A 17,026-nucleotide genomic window follows, 5' to 3' on the forward strand; every position below is an offset into this window, starting at 1 on the left:
CCGGCCGGGTCCGGAGCCGGCCGAAGACGACGACACGAGGCAAGGATTCGTGAACTTCACGCGCTGGAGCGCCCGGCTCCCCGGAACGCAGCGCCGCGCCGCAGCGCGGACCGAGAACGCGGCGGCGGCGACCCCGGACCGCCGGGGAGAGAGCCCGAGCCCCGTCCCCTCGGCCCGCGTCGAACAACTCACCGACGAAGGCGAGCCGATCCCCGGAGTGGACGAGCTGCCGGTCCGTGAGGTCCTCGACCGCGTCCCGGCCCTGGTCGCCCTGGTCCACGGCACCGACCACCGCCTCGCCTACGTCAACGACGCCTACACGACGGCCTTCGGCGTACGGCCCGCCGGCGAACCCGCCCGCGAGGCCCTGCCCGAACTGGCCGAACTGGGCCTGCTGCCCCTCCTGGACCAGGTCCTGCGCAGCGGCAAGCCCCGCACCCTCAAGTCCCGCAAGGCCCCCGACGGCCGCTCCTACACCTTCACCTGCACCCCGGTCAGCGAGGGCGACGGCAGCGCCGCCACCCCTGTCAGCGGGGTACTCGTCTTCGCCACCGACGTCACCGACCACGCGGAGGCCGCCGAGCGCCTGCGCGCCAGCGAACGCCGCCAGCGCGAAACGGCCGTCACCCTCCAGCGCTCCCTCCTCCCGCAGGAGCTCGAGGAGCCGGATGACCTGCGGATCGCCGCCACCTACCACCCCGGCGGCACCGAGGCCGCGGTCGGCGGCGACTGGTACGACGTGATCACCCTGGGCGGCGGCCGCACCGCCCTCGTGATCGGCGACGTCATGGGCAGGGGCGTGAGGGCCGCCGCGGTCATGGGCCAGCTCCGCACGGCGGTCCGCGCCTACGCCCGCCTGGACCTCCCGCCGCACGAGGTACTGCAACTGCTGGACGGCCTGGCGACGGAGATCGACGCCAATCAGATCGCCACCTGCGTCTACGCCGTCCACGACCCGAACGAGGGCCGCCTGGTCTACGCATCCGCCGGCCACCTCCCGATCCTCGTCCGCGACGAGAACGGCGACGTCCAGCGCGCCGACGAACCCACCGGCCCGCCGCTCGGCACCGGCGGCTGGATGCACGCGTCCGGCTCGATCGCCCTGAGCCCCGGCTCCACCGCCGTCCTCTACACCGACGGCCTGGTCGAACGCCGGGACGAAGACCTGGACGAGGGAATCGCCTCCCTCGAACGCGCTCTCGCCGGCGCGACCGGCACCCCCCAGGTCGTCTGCGACCGCCTGGTCCGCTCGGCCGGCGTCACCGCCGACCACGACGACGACGTCGCCGTCCTCGTCCTCCAGCACCCGGCCCGCACCGGCCCCGACAGCGACCTCTTCCGCAACGCGGCCCTGGAACTGCTCGGCGGAGTCGAGGCCGCCCCACGCGCGCGTGCCTTCGCCTCCGGCGTCCTGACGAGCTGGCGCTTCCCGACGGACCTGCACGACTTGGGCGTCCTCGCGACCAGCGAACTGGTCGCGAACTCCCTCCAGCACGGCACCCCGCCCATGCGGCTGCGCCTGCGCCGCACGGACCGCCGCCTGATCATCGAGGTCACCGACGGCGACGACCACCTCCCGCGCCGCCGCCGGGCCGAACCGGTCGACGAATCGGGCCGAGGCATCGCGATCGTCGCCACGATCGCCTCGTCCTGGGGCTCCAGACGCACACCCGGGGGCGGAAAAGCGGTCTGGTGCGAGTTCGTCCTCCCCAGGACGAGCCGCTAGCGGCCCACGGGGAAGGTCAGGCGTGCGCCGGGGACGTCCCCGCCGCCGAGGCGGCAGCGCCCTGCGCCACGACCCGGCTCTTCCCCAGCCACGGCTGATCCTGCACCGCACTTAGCTGCCGCCCGAGCCGCAGCGCCAGATAGGTGATGCCCAGCGAGAAAAGCAGGAACGTCACGACATACGGCCCGTGCAGCGCCGCGCCCATGGGCCCGCCCACCGCCGGCCCCACCGCCAGCGCCAACTGCTTCACCAGGGCGAAAGCCGAGTTGTACTGCCCGGCCATCCCGCTCGGCGCCAGGTCCGCGACCAGTGGAGCGACGGTCGGAGACAGCATCGCCTCACCGAGCCCGAACAGCGCGTACGTGGAGATGAAGGCCGCCGTGGCCATCTCCTGGCTCCCGTGCCCGAGCCCGGCGTACCCCGCCGCGAGCCAGGCCACGGCCCAGATCAGCCCCACGGCCGCGATCACCCGCGACCGCCTGCGCCGCTCGACGAACTTCAGCACGGCGAACTGCGCCACGACGATCATCGCGGTGTTGGCCGCGAGCGCGGTCCCCAGCGCCGACGTCGACACCCCGGCCGCCTCGACGCCGTAGGCGCTGAGCCCCGACTCGAACTGGCCGTAGCAGGCGAAGAACAGCACGAAGCCCAGCACGCACAGCTGCACCATCGCCCGGTTCTGGAGCATCTGCTTCCAGCTGCCCTTCGCCGACTGCCCGGCGGGCGCCCCGTCGACCCGCGGCGCGTGCGGCATCCGCACGGTCACCATGACCACGACGAGCAGCAGGAACATCGCCGCCTCGATCGCGAACAGCAGAGTGAAGGACGAGACGCTCGTCGTGTCGACGAGGTGCCCACCGATGAGCCCGCCGACACCGAGCCCCAGGTTCTGGAGGAAGAACTGCGTCGCGAACGCCCGCGACCGCGTCTCCGCAGATGAGCAGTCCACGATCATCGTCGCGAGCGCCGGCTGCATCACGGCCTGCCCCGCCCCGAGCGCCGCCGCCGACATCAGTACGGCCGCCGCGGTCCCGGCGAGCCCCAGGCTCAGCGAACCGAGAGCGGCGGTGACCAGAGCGGCGATCAGGACCGGCAGCGGGCCACGCCGGACGATGGCCCGCCCGGCGAACGGCAGTACGACCAGCGCGGCCACGGCGAAGACGGCGAGGACCATCCCCGCCGTCATGGCACCCAGCCCCCGCACCTGCGCCACGTAGACGTACAGGTAGGGGACGGTGAAGCCGAGCCCGAACGCGCTGAGTGCGTTACCCACGTGAATCCGGCGCATCGCTGCGCCCATCGCCCTGGTCACGTTCACCTCTCTCAGTGGAAGACCCACGGATGTAGGTCTGAAGACTTCGAAGCTAAAATTAGAAGCTAAACAGTACACCTTGAAGGACTTCAACGCCAAGCAAGGGCGTGCCATACTCGGCCCATGGGCGACACCCCGGACATCGGCGAACCGACACTCGAAGAGCAGATCGCCGCCTACCAGCGCGAGTTCCAGGACCTCGACCCCCAGGTCGAGCAGATCGTCTCGGCGCTGTCCCGCCTGAACCGCCGCATGAACGTCGCCTACGGCCGCCAGACCTCCGCCCTCGGCATCAGCAACGCCGAGTGGGAGGTTCTCAAGGCCCTCGTCCTCTCCGGCGCCCCGTACCGCATGGGCCCGAGCGACCTCGCCAAGCGGCTCGGCCTCACGCCGGCCGCGATGACCCACCGGATCGACCGCCTGGTCGCCGAGGGTCTTGTCACCAGGGAGCGCGACGAGTCCAACCGCGTCCGCGTCATCGTGGAGCTCACCGCGGACGGCCGTGAGAAGTGGCTGGAGGCGATGCGGCTCGCGTCGGTCTTCGAGGAGGACCTCCTCCAGGACCTCTCCGCACAGGAGCGCACCTCGCTCGGCGACGTCCTGACCCGCCTGCTCCGCCGGGTGGAGCACGCCCAGCCGGACGCCGGCGGACGCCTCAGCGACCTGGACTGACGCAGGTCGGGGTGCCGCCGCAAAAGATCTTGACAGGGGACGCTTGACAGCCCCTTGCCCGATCCGTAGAGTTCTTCGGGTTGCCGCCGAGCCGTAACGGTTCTTCGACAGCCACTCCCGCCGCGAGAGCGGCAATCAAACCACCAGCACGATCTCCCAACCGGGTCGATTTCGGCATGCCCGAATTCAATTCGAATTGGGACTCGGCGACCCGATTAGGAATCGCCGAGAGGATCCGCTAAGGTTTGAAACGTCGGAAGGGCCCAACGGCCCGGAAGGCAAGCCCCGCTGACTGGGGGTCAGGCCCGAAAGGATCTGATAAAGTCGGAGTCGCCGGAAAGGGAAACGCGAAAGCGGGAACCTGGAAAGCGCCGAGGAAATCGGATCGGAAAGATCTGATAGAGTCGGAAACGCAAGACCGAAGGGAAAAGCCCGGAGGAAAGCCCGAGAGGGTGAGTACAAAGGAAGCGTCCGTTCCTTGAGAACTCAACAGCGTGCCAAAAATCAACGCCAGATATGTTGATACCCCGTCTCCAGCCGTTCGGTTGGGGCGAGGTTCCTTTGAAAAAACACAGCGAGGACGCTGTGAACCGGGAGACTATTCCTCTCCTGGTTCCGCTCTCGTGTGTGTGCACCGGATTACCGGTAAACATTCACGGAGAGTTTGATCCTGGCTCAGGACGAACGCTGGCGGCGTGCTTAACACATGCAAGTCGAACGATGAACCACTTCGGTGGGGATTAGTGGCGAACGGGTGAGTAACACGTGGGCAATCTGCCCTTCACTCTGGGACAAGCCCTGGAAACGGGGTCTAATACCGGATAACACTCCTGTCCTCCTGGACGGGGGTTAAAAGCTCCGGCGGTGAAGGATGAGCCCGCGGCCTATCAGCTTGTTGGTGAGGTAATGGCTCACCAAGGCGACGACGGGTAGCCGGCCTGAGAGGGCGACCGGCCACACTGGGACTGAGACACGGCCCAGACTCCTACGGGAGGCAGCAGTGGGGAATATTGCACAATGGGCGAAAGCCTGATGCAGCGACGCCGCGTGAGGGATGACGGCCTTCGGGTTGTAAACCTCTTTCAGCAGGGAAGAAGCGAAAGTGACGGTACCTGCAGAAGAAGCGCCGGCTAACTACGTGCCAGCAGCCGCGGTAATACGTAGGGCGCAAGCGTTGTCCGGAATTATTGGGCGTAAAGAGCTCGTAGGCGGCTTGTCACGTCGGGTGTGAAAGCCCGGGGCTTAACCCCGGGTCTGCATTCGATACGGGCTAGCTAGAGTGTGGTAGGGGAGATCGGAATTCCTGGTGTAGCGGTGAAATGCGCAGATATCAGGAGGAACACCGGTGGCGAAGGCGGATCTCTGGGCCATTACTGACGCTGAGGAGCGAAAGCGTGGGGAGCGAACAGGATTAGATACCCTGGTAGTCCACGCCGTAAACGGTGGGAACTAGGTGTTGGCGACATTCCACGTCGTCGGTGCCGCAGCTAACGCATTAAGTTCCCCGCCTGGGGAGTACGGCCGCAAGGCTAAAACTCAAAGGAATTGACGGGGGCCCGCACAAGCAGCGGAGCATGTGGCTTAATTCGACGCAACGCGAAGAACCTTACCAAGGCTTGACATACACCGGAAAGCATTAGAGATAGTGCCCCCCTTGTGGTCGGTGTACAGGTGGTGCATGGCTGTCGTCAGCTCGTGTCGTGAGATGTTGGGTTAAGTCCCGCAACGAGCGCAACCCTTGTTCTGTGTTGCCAGCATGCCCTTCGGGGTGATGGGGACTCACAGGAGACCGCCGGGGTCAACTCGGAGGAAGGTGGGGACGACGTCAAGTCATCATGCCCCTTATGTCTTGGGCTGCACACGTGCTACAATGGCAGGTACAATGAGCTGCGATACCGTGAGGTGGAGCGAATCTCAAAAAGCCTGTCTCAGTTCGGATTGGGGTCTGCAACTCGACCCCATGAAGTCGGAGTTGCTAGTAATCGCAGATCAGCATTGCTGCGGTGAATACGTTCCCGGGCCTTGTACACACCGCCCGTCACGTCACGAAAGTCGGTAACACCCGAAGCCGGTGGCCCAACCCCTTGTGGGAGGGAGCTGTCGAAGGTGGGACTGGCGATTGGGACGAAGTCGTAACAAGGTAGCCGTACCGGAAGGTGCGGCTGGATCACCTCCTTTCTAAGGAGCACTTCTCACCAACTCCGGTTGGTCAGAGGCCAGTACATCGGCGAATGTCTGATGCTGGTTGCTCATGGGTGGAACGTTGATTATTCGGCCGATCTTCTGGGTCGGAGGCTTGCCAGTACTGCTCTTCGGAGCGTGGAACGCATGATCTCCGGACAGGGTCCGGCCGGGCACGCTGTTGGGTATCTGAGGGTACGGATTTGATCCCGACCTCAATGCCGGCGCCGGTAAAGCACCACAGGGTGGTGTGTGACGGTGTACTGGTCGTTGTTTGAGAACTGCACAGTGGACGCGAGCATCTGTGGCCAAGTTTTTAAGGGCGCACGGTGGATGCCTTGGCACCAGGAACCGATGAAGGACGTGGGAGGCCACGATAGTCCCCGGGGAGTCGTCAACCAGGCTTTGATCCGGGGGTTTCCGAATGGGGAAACCCGGCAGTCGTCATGGGCTGTCACCCTTGCCTGAACACATAGGGCAAGTGGAGGGAACGCGGGGAAGTGAAACATCTCAGTACCCGCAGGAAGAGAAAACAACCGTGATTCCGGGAGTAGTGGCGAGCGAAACTGGATGAGGCCAAACCGTATACGTGTGAGACCCGGCAGGGGTTGCGTATGCGGGGTTGTGGGATCTCTCTTTCACAGTCTGCCGGCTGTGAGACGAGTCAGAAACCGTTGATGTAGGCGAAGGACATGCGAAAGGTCCGGCGTAGAGGGTAAGACCCCCGTAGTCGAAACATCAGCGGCTCGTTTGAGAGACACCCAAGTAGCACGGGGCCCGAGAAATCCCGTGTGAATCTGGCGGGACCACCCGCTAAGCCTAAATATTCCCTGGTGACCGATAGCGGATAGTACCGTGAGGGAATGGTGAAAAGTACCCCGGGAGGGGAGTGAAATAGTACCTGAAACCGTGTGCCTACAAGCCGTGGGAGCGTCGGATATGTGCTTGCACATATCTCGTGACTGCGTGCCTTTTGAAGAATGAGCCTGCGAGTTTGCGGTGTGTTGCGAGGTTAACCCGTGTGGGGAAGCCGTAGCGAAAGCGAGTCCGAATAGGGCGGTATAGTAGCGCGCTCAAGACCCGAAGCGGAGTGATCTAGCCATGGGCAGGTTGAAGCGGAGGTAAGACTTCGTGGAGGACCGAACCCACCAGGGTTGAAAACCTGGGGGATGACCTGTGGTTAGGGGTGAAAGGCCAATCAAACTCCGTGATAGCTGGTTCTCCCCGAAATGCATTTAGGTGCAGCGTCGTGTGTTTCTTGCCGGAGGTAGAGCACTGGATAGGCGATGGGCCCTACCGGGTTACTGACCTTAGCCAAACTCCGAATGCCGGTAAGTGAGAGCGCGGCAGTGAGACTGTGGGGGATAAGCTCCATGGTCGAGAGGGAAACAGCCCAGAGCATCGACTAAGGCCCCTAAGCGTACGCTAAGTGGGAAAGGATGTGGAGTCGCAGAGACAACCAGGAGGTTGGCTTAGAAGCAGCCACCCTTGAAAGAGTGCGTAATAGCTCACTGGTCTAGTGATTCCGCGCCGACAATGTAGCGGGGCTCAAGCGTACCGCCGAAGTCGTGTCATTGCAGCAATACTCCCAACGGAGGCTGTGATGGGTAGGGGAGCGTCGTGTGCCGGGTGAAGCCGCGCCGGAAGGCAGTGGTGGACGGTTCACGAGTGAGAATGCAGGCATGAGTAGCGATTCACACGTGAGAAACGTGTGCGCCGATTGACTAAGGGTTCCTGGGTCAAGCTGATCTGCCCAGGGTAAGTCGGGACCTAAGGCGAGGCCGACAGGCGTAGTCGATGGATAACCGGTTGATATTCCGGTACCCGCTGTGAAGCGTCAAACATCGAACCCATTAATGCTAAGGCCGTGAAGCCGCCCTGGAGCCTTCGGGCAAAGGGGAGTGGTGGAGCCGCCGAACCAAGGTGGTAGTAGGTGAGTGATGGGGTGACGCAGGAAGGTAGTCCATCCCGGGCGGTGGTTGTCCCGGGGTAAGGGTGTAGGACGTCAGGTAGGCAAATCCGCCTGACATGTGTCTGAGACCTGATGCCGAGCCGATTGTGGTGAAGTGGATGATCCTGTGCTGTCGAGAAAAGCCTCTAGCGAGTTTCATGGCGGCCCGTACCCTAAACCGACTCAGGTGGTCAGGTAGAGAATACCGAGGCGTTCGGGTGAACTATGGTTAAGGAACTCGGCAAAATGCCCCCGTAACTTCGGGAGAAGGGGGGCCACGTCCGGTGATTGGATTTACTCCATGAGCTGGGGGTGGCCGCAGAGACCAGCGAGAAGCGACTGTTTACTAAAAACACAGGTCCGTGCGAAGCCGTAAGGCGATGTATACGGACTGACGCCTGCCCGGTGCTGGAACGTTAAGGGGACCGGTTAGCTCCATTTCGGTGGGGCGAAGCTGAGAACTTAAGCGCCAGTAAACGGCGGTGGTAACTATAACCATCCTAAGGTAGCGAAATTCCTTGTCGGGTAAGTTCCGACCTGCACGAATGGCGTAACGACTTCTCGACTGTCTCAACCATAGGCCCGGTGAAATTGCACTACGAGTAAAGATGCTCGTTTCGCGCAGCAGGACGGAAAGACCCCGGGACCTTTACTACAGTTTGATATTGGTGTTCGGTTCGGCTTGTGTAGGATAGCTGGGAGACTGTGAACTCTGGACGCCAGTTCAGGGGGAGTCGTCGTTGAAATACCAGTCTGGTCGTGCTGGATGTCTAACCTGGGTCCGTGATCCGGATCAGGGACAGTGTCTGATGGGTAGTTTAACTGGGGCGGTTGCCTCCTAAAGAGTAACGGAGGCGCCCAAAGGTTCCCTCAGCCTGGTTGGCAATCAGGTGTTGAGTGTAAGTGCACAAGGGAGCTTGACTGTGAGACCGACGGGTCGAGCAGGGACGAAAGTCGGGACTAGTGATCCGGCGGTGGCTTGTGGAAGCGCCGTCGCTCAACGGATAAAAGGTACCCCGGGGATAACAGGCTGATCTTCCCCAAGAGTCCATATCGACGGGATGGTTTGGCACCTCGATGTCGGCTCGTCGCATCCTGGGGCTGGAGTCGGTCCCAAGGGTTGGGCTGTTCGCCCATTAAAGCGGTACGCGAGCTGGGTTTAGAACGTCGTGAGACAGTTCGGTCCCTATCCGCTGCGCGCGCAGGAATATTGAGAAGGGCTGTCCCTAGTACGAGAGGACCGGGACGGACGAACCTCTGGTGTGCCAGTTGTTCTGCCAAGGGCATGGCTGGTTGGCTACGTTCGGGAGGGATAACCGCTGAAAGCATCTAAGCGGGAAGCCTGCTTCGAGATGAGTATTCCCACCCACTTGATGGGGTAAGGCTCCCAGTAGACGACTGGGTTGATAGGCCGGATCTGGAAGCACGGTAACGTGTGGAGGTGACCGGTACTAATAGGCCGAGGGCTTGTCCTCAGTTGCTCGCGTCCACTGTGTTGGTTCTGAAACCACGAACAGCCCCGTATGGCCACATACGGTGCGGCAAGTTCGACAGTTTCATAGTGTTTCGGTGGTTATAGCGTGAGGGAAACGCCCGGTTACATTCCGAACCCGGAAGCTAAGCCTTACAGCGCCGATGGTACTGCAGGGGGGACCCTGTGGGAGAGTAGGACGCCGCCGAACAAAATTTGAAAAAGGCCCACACCTAAACAGGTGTGGGCCTTTTTGTTTTTCCGTTAGCTTGAGTCGTATGAACTACGTCATCCGATCCATCCGTGCAGACGAGTGGCCGGCCGTCAAGGAGTTGCGGCTCGCGGCGCTCCAGGACCCGGTTGCCCATATCGCCTTCCTGGAGACGCACGAGGAAGCTCTCGCTCGGCCCGACTCCTTCTGGATGGACCGGGCGGCCGGGGGCTGTGAGGGTGCCGTCGGGGCGCAGCAGATCATCGTGGAGGCGCCGGACGGGCGTTGGGCCGGGACGTTGACCGTGCTGATCGAGGAGCCGGGCACGACCGACTGGGCCGGGAATCCCGTGGAGCGGATGCAGGGGCATGTCGTCGGGGTGTTCGTGCGGCCCGAGGAGCGGGGCAGCGGGCTTACCGAGGTGCTGTTCGATGCCGGCCTGGAGTGGGCCTGGGGACGCGGCGCCGAGCGGACGCGGCTCATCGTGCACGAGGACAACGGGCGGGCCCAGCGCTTCTACCGGCGGGTCGGGTTCGTACCGAGCGGGCTTCTCGTGCCGTTGTCCGGGAGCCCGGACGAGAAGGAGCTGGAGTTCGTCCTGGAGCGGCCTTAGCGGAACACAGCGGCCGTAGGGGCGTCCCTGTGTCTCTCCGGCCGTGTCAGACCGGGAGTTCGTCGTGTGGCCAGCGGGAGCGGGCCTGTTCGCGGGACCGGAGCAGGGCCAGGGTCGGCATGCCCCGGTCCGCTCCGGTGGCCAGCAGCTCCGGCAACTGGGGAAGCGGAGCCACGGCGGCGACGTCGTCCAGGACGAGCGTCATTGGTGGGTCGAGGCGACCGGAGGATGACCGTTCGGCCATGCGCCGGCCGCGCTCGACCACGCTTGCGGCAAGGGCCGTCAGGAGCGGCATGGCGCCGGGGTTGGTTCGGGGGTCCTCGATGGATTCACCCACCACATAAAGCGTGCCCCCTTCATCGACGAAGGAATCCAAGGTGAGCGCATCAGTTCGGTTAGGAGTGCAGGACTCCCGGATGTTGACCATGGAGAGGGAGGCGAGCGCTCTGGTGGTCAACTGCTGCGCCATGTCCCGGCGTTCGGGGTGGGCCGTGAGGGCGGCTTCGAGTTCGCCGGCCGAGCCCGGGGCCGCCTTGGGGTTCGTGCGCAGGATGCGTACGGCGTCCTGGATCTGGGTGCCCTGGGACCAGCGGTGGACGTGGCGGATGGTGCGGCCGTCGACCGCGGCGGCGTGGAGGTAGCTGCGCAGGAGTGTCTCGGCCGTGTCGCTCACCGCCTGATCGAGGCGGGAGGTCGGGCGGACCGGGGTCAGGAGAGCGGCCGCTCTCGCGATCGCCGTCTGCTTGTCCTCGCAGCCTGCCGTGGGGGTCCAGTGGAGGCGGGCCGGGGTGTCGCAGAGGTGGGTGGGGTCGTAGAGGAGGACCGGGCCGAGCTTGCCGCGGGCGTCCTTCGTGTCCTGCCAGAGCGCCGGGTTCGAGGTGACGACGAGAGCGGGGCCCTCGGCGTCGCGTACCGCCTGCGTGGCGGTCGTCTGGCGGGCCTCCCTCGGGGCTACGAGGATCTTCTCGCGTCCGCCGACCCGTGGTGCGGCGAGCAAGGGGGCGGGCTGGGGTGTTGCGGGCGGTGCTTCCTCGCTGATGGGGAGGTGCTCGACCGGCCTCGGTGACGGGGTGTCGGGGCGGGTCTCCAGCGGGGGGTTCTCGATGTGCCGGGCTGCCGTCGGCTCGGACTCCGGGTCCGGCTCTCTGCGCGGTGCCGGGACCTCGGCCCGGACCGGTGCGGGCGGCGGCGCCGGTTCGTTCCCGGGCGCCGCCTTTCCCGCGCGCCGTCCCGCCCTGACCGCCCGCCAGCGGGCCACCGTCCCCAGCACGAACACCGTGAGCACGACCAGGATCATCAGCTGGCCGATGAACAGGCCCCAGAACAGGCCGTATCCGGAGAGCTGACCGGCCGGGGTGTCGGGCCAGGCGCCGGGGATGTCGTGCGGCTCGGCGATCAGGGAGCGCATCGCGAGCGGTGTGCGGGTGAAGGTGACTCCGGACGGCCAGGCGCCGTTGGCGAACCAGCCCGCCAGGCCCGTCGCCGTCCAGACCAGCAGCGTTATGCCGAGAAGGAAAGCGAGTATGCCGATCAGGAGGCCGTCGGGGATGCCTCCCTGGCCGTCCCGGTGCTGTCTGCCGTCGCGGCGGTCGTCCGGTCTCACGCGGTCCCCCTACGCCACCGTCGATTCGGAGTCGCCCAGGTGTTGCTCCACGAACGCAGCCGCCCGCTCCTCGGCCTCCAGCTCCGCGGCGCGCAGGGCGTCGTCGGTGAGGTCGCTGGACGACTCGGTCATCGCGCGGTCGGTGAAGACGAGGGGGCGTTCGGTCTCGGTGACCAGGTGTTTGACGACCTGGACATTGCCGTTGACGTCCCACACGGCGATGCCCGGGGTGAGGGACGGGATGATCTCCACGGCCCAGCGCGGCAGGCCCAGTACGCGGCCCGTCGACCTCGCCTCGTCGGCCTTCTGGGCGTAGATCGTCCTGGTCGAGGCCATCTTCAGGATCGCGGCGGCTTCCTTCGCCGCGGCGCCGTCGACGACGTCGGACAGGTGGTGGACGACGGCCACGAAGGACAGGCCGAGGCGGCGGCCGAACTTCAGCAGACGCTGGAAGAGCTGGGCCACGAACGGGCTGTTGATGATGTGCCAGGCCTCCTCGACCAGGAAGATGCGCTTCTTCCGGTCGGGGCGGATCCAGGTGTGTTCCAGCCATACGCCGACGATCGCCATCAGGATCGGCATGGCGATGGAGTTGCGGTCGATGTGGGACAAATCGAACACGATGAGGGGCGCGTCCAGGTCGATGCCGACCGTCGTGGGGCCGTCGAACATGCCCCTCAGGTCACCGTCGACGAGACGGTCCAGCACCAGCGCCACGTCCAGGCCCCACGCCCGTACGTCGTCTATGGCGACGTTCATCGCCTCCGCCGACTCCGGCTCGGGGTGCCGTAGCTGCTCGACGATGTCGGTCAGGACCGGCTGGCGTTCCACGATGGTCTCGTTGACGTAGGCGTGCGCGACCTTGAGCGCGAACCCGGAGCGCTCGTCGAGGCCGTGGCCCATCGCGACCTCGATGATCGTGCGGAGCAGCGCGAGCTGGCCCGTCGTGGTGATCGCCGGGTCCAGGGGGTTGAGGCGGATGCCCTGGTCGAGCGCGGCCATCGCGTCGAGCCGGATCGGCGTTATACCCAGCTCCTGCGCGATGAGGTTCCACTCGCCGGCGCCGTCCTCGCCCTGGGCGTCCAGGACGACGACCTGGCGGTCGCGGAAGCGGAGCTGGCGCAGGACGTACGTCTTCTCCAGGGCCGACTTGCCGTTGCCGGACTCGCCGAGGACCAGCCAGTGGGGGGCGGGGAGCTGCTGGCCGTAGAGCTGGAAGGGGTCGTAGATGTAGCCCTTCCCGGAGTACACCTCGCGGCCGATGATGACGCCCGAGTCGCCGAGGCCGGGGGCGGCGGTCGGGAGGTAGACCGCCTGCGCCTGGCCCGTGGACGTGCGCACCGGAAGCCGGGTCGTCTCGACCTTCCCGAAGAGGAAGGACGTGAAGGCGTCGGTGAGGACGGACAGCGGGTCCCGCATCAGGTCCTACCTCCGAATGCCGGTGGCGAAGGGGAGTGTGTTGACGAATGCCCGGTGGTGCTCGCGGTCGCACCATTCCAGCTTCAGATACGACTTTCCGGCGGACGCCCGGATGGTCCGCTTGTCGCGTGCGAGGGACTCGGGGGAGCGGGAGGAGACGGTGATGTAGCCGACCAGGTTGACGCCGGCGGCGCCGCTCGCGAGGTCCTCGCCGCGCTGGTCGAGGCGGGTGTGGGCGGCGACGTCGCGGGGGTCGACGGTGCGGTTCATCTTGGCGGCGCGGCTCGCCTCCGCCTCGTCGTTGGTCTTCTCGGTCAGCATGCGCTCGATGGCGATCTCGGTGGGTTCGAGGTCCATCGTGACGGCGACCGTGCGGATGACGTCCGGGGTGTGTACGAGCAGGGGCGCCAGGAAGTTGACGCCCACCGGGGTCATCGGCCACTCCTTCACCCAGGCCGTGGCGTGGCACCAGGGGGCGCGGGTGGAGGACTCGCGCGTCTTCGCCTGGAGGAACGTCGGCTCCATCGCGTCCAGCTCGGCCGGCCAGGCATTGCGCTTCGTCATCGCCTGGATGTGGTCGATCGGGTGGTCCGGGTCGTACATGGAGTGGATGAGGGAGGCGAGGCGGCCCTGGCCGAGCGGCTGCCGTACGCGGATGTCCGCCTCCTGGAGGCGGGAGCAGATGTCGGTCAGCTCACGTGCCATGACGACCGCGAGGCCCGCGTCCCGGTCGACCTTGCCGCCGCCGTGCGGGCGGGACGCGCGGGCCATCGCCAGGGCCTCGGCGGCCAGTTCGCGGTTGAAGTGCATGCAGGCGACGAGGTAGGCGCGGTGCTGCTCGCTGCTCGTCGACACCATGGACTGGAGCTGGTCGTAGGACTGCTGGAGCCAGGCCGGGGAGCGCTCGTCGCCGCGTACGGCGACGTCCTTGGCGTGGGCGTCCGGGTCGGCCGGGAGGGTGCGGGCGAGCATCTGGATACGGGTGACGAAGCCGTCCCCGTTGGCGACGTGCTTCAGCAGGGTGCCGAAGCGGTCGACGAGGGCCTCCTGGTCCTCGGAGTCGCGCAGGCCGACGCCCGGGCCCTCGATCTCGATGGCCGCGGTGACCGTGCGGCGGTCGGCGTGCAGCAGTACGGCGATCTCGTCGGGCCCGAACGGGGCGGCCAGCCAGGTGATGCGGCCGATGCCCGGCGGTGGACCGACCTCGACCTCACGGCCGTCGACGCGGGTGCCGGCCTCGATCGCGCCGGAGCGGTAGGCGGTGCCCCGGCGCAGGCTGCGCTTGTAGCTGCGGTTGATCTCGAACCACTTGTAGAAGGTCCGGTGCTTGTACGGCACGTAGACCGCGGCCAGCGCGAGCAGCGGGAAGCCGGTCAGCAGCACGATGCGCAGGGACAGGACGGGGACGAGGAGTCCGCACATCATGCCGAGGAACGCGCCGACGATGATCAGCGCGATCTCGCCGGTCTCCCGGTTGCGTCCGACGACGGCGTTCGGCCGGGCTCGGCCGATCAGATATGTACGGCGGGGCGTGACCGAATGGGACACGTGGGACTGCGTCGTCAACGCCCGTCACCTCCTGAACGATTGCTGTTGCGGGTGTTACTGGCGTGCGGGGTGTTCACCGGGCTGCTCGAGCGGGGTGCGGGTGCGGCGGAGGGGACAGATCCGCCGCCTCCGTTCGAGGAGCGCGAGCTGTGCGCGGCGACGCCGCCGGAGGCGGGGTTCGAGGGGCGGGCGGCGCCGGACGCGCCGCCGCCGTTGTTGTCCGCGCGGGAGCTGTGGGTCTTGATGCCCTGGGCGACGAGGGTCGCCGGGGAGCTGATCACGGCGGCGGCCTTGCCCTCGGCGCCGCTCATGATGCGGTTGTTGCGGCCGCCGGCGATCTCGTCGCCGAAGCCCGGGACGAAGCGGTAGATCATCGCGCTGGCGAAGATGGCGAGCAGGATGATCGCGAGGCCGGAGACCACGGCAGAGAAGGCGCCGGGGCCGTCGTCGGCGGAGAGTGCGCCGGCCAGGCCGAGCACGATGACGATGACCGGCTTGACCAGGATGACAGCGATCATGATGCCGGCCCAGCGGCGGACGTGGCCCCAGAGGTTCTTGTCGACCAGGCCGGCGTAGACGACGGTGCCGAGGAGAGCGCCGACGTAGAGCAGGGCGGCGCGGATGACGAGCTCCAGCCAGAGGACGCCGGCGGCGAGGATGCTCACCAGGGAGACGACGATCAGCATGATCGGGCCGCCGCCGATGTCCTCGCCCTTCTCCAGGGCGCCGGAGAAGGTGCCGAAGAAGGTGTCGGTCTGGTCGCCGGTCGTTTTCGCGAGGACGTCCGTGACGCCGTCGGTCGCCGATACGACGGTGTAGAGGATCAGGGGGGTGAACGCGGACGCCAGCACGGTCAGCCAGAGGAAGCCGACGGCTTCGCTGATGGCGGTGGTGAGGGGGACGCCGCGCACGGCTCGCTTGGCCACGGCCAGCAGCCAGATGAGGAGCGTGAGGATCGTGGACGCGGCGAAGACGACCGCGTACTGCTGGAGGAACTTGGTGTTCGTGAAGTCGACGTTCGCGGTCTCCTGCACGGCTTCGCTGAGCTGCTTGACGGTCCAGGAGGCGGCGTCGGCACAGCCCTTGGCGAGGGAGGAGAGGGGGTCGAGGGTGGAGGTGGGGTCGGTGAGGGAGCGACCGCTGCCGCCGCCGGAGCCGCCGTTGTCCTCCTGGCAGTACTGCTTGGCGGGACCGATGAGAAGGTCACAAGGGTCGTCGCTCGTGGTGGGTGTCGGCGTGGGGGCCGCATAGGCGCGGGTGGCCAGCAGCACGGCACCGGTCTGTACAGCGGTGACCAGGGCCGTGAGCTTCAGTACGCGACGCGGGCTACCGGGCATACGTGAACCCTCCGTACTCCTCGATGGCCTTGCTGATCTCGTCCGAGCTGGCGGCTCTGTCGTCACCGGGCACCGGCGCCGGGCCGTCCTTCTGCGTGTCCGCGGTGATCTTCCAGTCCCCGTTGACCCATTGCAGGTCGAAGGTCCAGGTCTTCCAGGTGGAGCTCACGGGGTCGGTCGAGCCCTGGCCCGACATGCCGATGAGGCCCATGTACCAGACCGAGACCTTTGCGCGGCTCTGGCTGTACTGATCGACGGTGGTGCCGACGGGCACAGTGCGCGAGACGAACGTGCTGCCCTCGGGGGCGTTGCCATCTGCGTCCAGGCCGAGCTTGCTGAGGAAGTCCGCCGTGTATGCCTGGTCCATCGCGCCCTGGAGCTTCGTAGCTGCGGTGGCCGTGTAGATGGTGTCGACGATGCCGTGCCGGCTCTCCTTGTTGAACATGCCGGTCGAGCCCAGCGTCACCGCATAGTTGGCCGCCGCGCTCTGTGCCCCCTGTTCGTCTCGGGCGAAGCCGCCCGGGATGCCTGCTGACTTGCCGTCGACCGGGCGGGTGCCCGAGGCCGCTGTCGTTGAGGAATTCGGCTGGTTTTCGTCCCCGTTCGGGGAAGCGGAGTCGTCTCCTCCACGGTTCGCGAAGGCGATCGCCGCGATGAGGAGGACCACCACGCCGACGACGGTGACCAGACTCCGGGACGACGAACGGCCGCCCCGCCGCGCACCCCCGTACACGTCACCGCTGCTCTCGGGCAGCCGCGTGCGGGTCTGACCGGTGCCTCCGTAGCCGCCGGAGGTCTCCCGCTCGTCTCCGAGACTCATGCCGCGTACGCCCCCTCGACGTCGGACAGATACACGTTGGAGTACGACGGTAGCCGTGCTGGTTCCCGCATGGGCGCGGTGTGGTGACTCGACATCAGGGAAACGCAACCTCAGCCGGTGGGCACGACGGGTGGGTGGGGGACTAGGGGGACCGGGCGTGCC

Annotated in this window: 9 protein-coding genes and 3 rRNA genes; 6 read left to right on the forward strand and 6 right to left on the reverse strand. The window is 66.1% G+C overall.

All coding sequences use genetic code 11. The features are described 5' to 3' along the window. The first annotated feature begins 49 nt into the window (after positions 1 to 49). Complete coding sequence (locus tag CP983_RS22700) at positions 50 to 1,726, forward strand: ATP-binding SpoIIE family protein phosphatase (protein ID WP_150501429.1); 1,677 nt, start codon at positions 50 to 52, stop codon at positions 1,724 to 1,726. 16 nt (positions 1,727 to 1,742) lie between these two features. On the opposite strand, the gene CP983_RS22705 is transcribed toward CP983_RS22700, so the two are convergent. Continuing rightward, on the reverse strand, positions 1,743 to 3,014 hold the full coding sequence (locus CP983_RS22705; RefSeq protein WP_185844146.1) for an MFS transporter: 1,272 nt from the start codon (positions 3,012 to 3,014) through the stop codon (positions 1,743 to 1,745). A gap of 147 nt (positions 3,015 to 3,161) precedes the next feature. Between CP983_RS22705 and CP983_RS22710 the strand changes: the two genes are divergently transcribed. The 5 genes from CP983_RS22710 (at position 3,162) to CP983_RS22735 (ending at position 10,137) form a co-directional block, all read left to right on the forward strand. Beyond that, positions 3,162 to 3,710 carry a MarR family winged helix-turn-helix transcriptional regulator gene (locus CP983_RS22710; RefSeq protein WP_107909479.1) on the forward strand — a complete coding sequence of 183 codons (549 nt, stop codon included), beginning with the start codon at positions 3,162 to 3,164 and terminating at the stop codon, positions 3,708 to 3,710. A 652-nt stretch (positions 3,711 to 4,362) separates the two neighbouring features. Then, positions 4,363 to 5,888: ribosomal RNA gene (locus CP983_RS22720) — 16S ribosomal RNA — on the forward strand. Positions 5,889 to 6,197: 309 nt separating this feature from the next. Further along, positions 6,198 to 9,317: ribosomal RNA gene (locus CP983_RS22725) — 23S ribosomal RNA — on the forward strand. Between the two features lie 90 nt (positions 9,318 to 9,407). Next, positions 9,408 to 9,524: ribosomal RNA gene (rrf, locus tag CP983_RS22730) — 5S ribosomal RNA — on the forward strand. Together the 16S, 23S and 5S rRNA genes form the textbook arrangement of a ribosomal RNA operon. Positions 9,525 to 9,591: 67 nt before the next feature. Continuing rightward, positions 9,592 to 10,137, forward strand: coding sequence for a GNAT family N-acetyltransferase (locus tag CP983_RS22735; protein WP_150501430.1), 546 nt, complete (start codon positions 9,592 to 9,594; stop codon positions 10,135 to 10,137). 46 nt (positions 10,138 to 10,183) lie between these two features. Here the strand turns inward: CP983_RS22735 and CP983_RS22740 are convergent, their stop codons facing one another. From CP983_RS22740 to CP983_RS22760, 5 genes are read right to left on the reverse strand one after another with little or no spacing between them, the layout of a single operon-like run. Further along, positions 10,184 to 11,740, reverse strand: coding sequence for a type IV secretory system conjugative DNA transfer family protein (locus CP983_RS22740; protein WP_150501432.1), 1,557 nt, complete (start codon positions 11,738 to 11,740; stop codon positions 10,184 to 10,186). Positions 11,741 to 11,749: 9 nt separating this feature from the next. Continuing rightward, positions 11,750 to 13,159 carry an ATP-binding protein gene (locus CP983_RS22745; protein ID WP_107906203.1) on the reverse strand — a complete coding sequence of 470 codons (1,410 nt, stop codon included), beginning with the start codon at positions 13,157 to 13,159 and terminating at the stop codon, positions 11,750 to 11,752. A 6-nt stretch (positions 13,160 to 13,165) separates the two neighbouring features. Beyond that, positions 13,166 to 14,725, reverse strand: a complete 1,560-nt coding sequence (locus CP983_RS22750; RefSeq protein ID WP_107906202.1) for an SCO6880 family protein — start codon at positions 14,723 to 14,725, stop codon at positions 13,166 to 13,168. Beyond that, a complete protein-coding gene (locus CP983_RS22755; protein WP_150501434.1) occupies positions 14,722 to 16,044 on the reverse strand; it encodes a hypothetical protein in 1,323 nt (440 codons plus the stop codon). Before CP983_RS22755 ends, CP983_RS22750 begins: the two co-directional genes overlap by 4 nt. Continuing rightward, the gene (locus CP983_RS22760) at positions 16,034 to 16,864 is read right to left on the reverse strand and encodes a DUF8175 domain-containg protein (RefSeq protein WP_150501436.1); all 831 of its coding nucleotides are present in this window, start codon (positions 16,862 to 16,864) and stop codon (positions 16,034 to 16,036) included. The genes CP983_RS22755 and CP983_RS22760 overlap by 11 nt, the downstream gene beginning before the upstream one ends. Positions 16,865 to 17,026: the final 162 nt, after the last annotated feature.

Origin of the sequence: Streptomyces chartreusis (assembly GCF_008704715.1) — a bacterium.
GTDB classification, from domain to species: Bacteria; Actinomycetota; Actinomycetes; order Streptomycetales; family Streptomycetaceae; genus Streptomyces; species Streptomyces chartreusis.

Excerpts from the sequence above, each read along its gene's own strand:
- CP983_RS22755 (WP_150501434.1), bottom strand. The coding sequence starts at position 16,044 with ATGCCCGGTAGCCCGCGTCGCGTACTGAAGCTCACGGCCCTGGTCACC.
- CP983_RS22745 (WP_107906203.1), bottom strand. The coding sequence starts at position 13,159 with ATGCGGGACCCGCTGTCCGTCCTCACCGACGCCTTCACGTCCTTCCTC.
- CP983_RS22705 (WP_185844146.1), bottom strand. The coding sequence starts at position 3,014 with ATGCGCCGGATTCACGTGGGTAACGCACTCAGCGCGTTCGGGCTCGGC.
- CP983_RS22735 (WP_150501430.1), top strand. The coding sequence starts at position 9,592 with ATGAACTACGTCATCCGATCCATCCGTGCAGACGAGTGGCCGGCCGTC.
- CP983_RS22710 (WP_107909479.1), top strand. The coding sequence starts at position 3,162 with ATGGGCGACACCCCGGACATCGGCGAACCGACACTCGAAGAGCAGATC.
- CP983_RS22760 (WP_150501436.1), bottom strand. The coding sequence starts at position 16,864 with ATGAGTCTCGGAGACGAGCGGGAGACCTCCGGCGGCTACGGAGGCACC.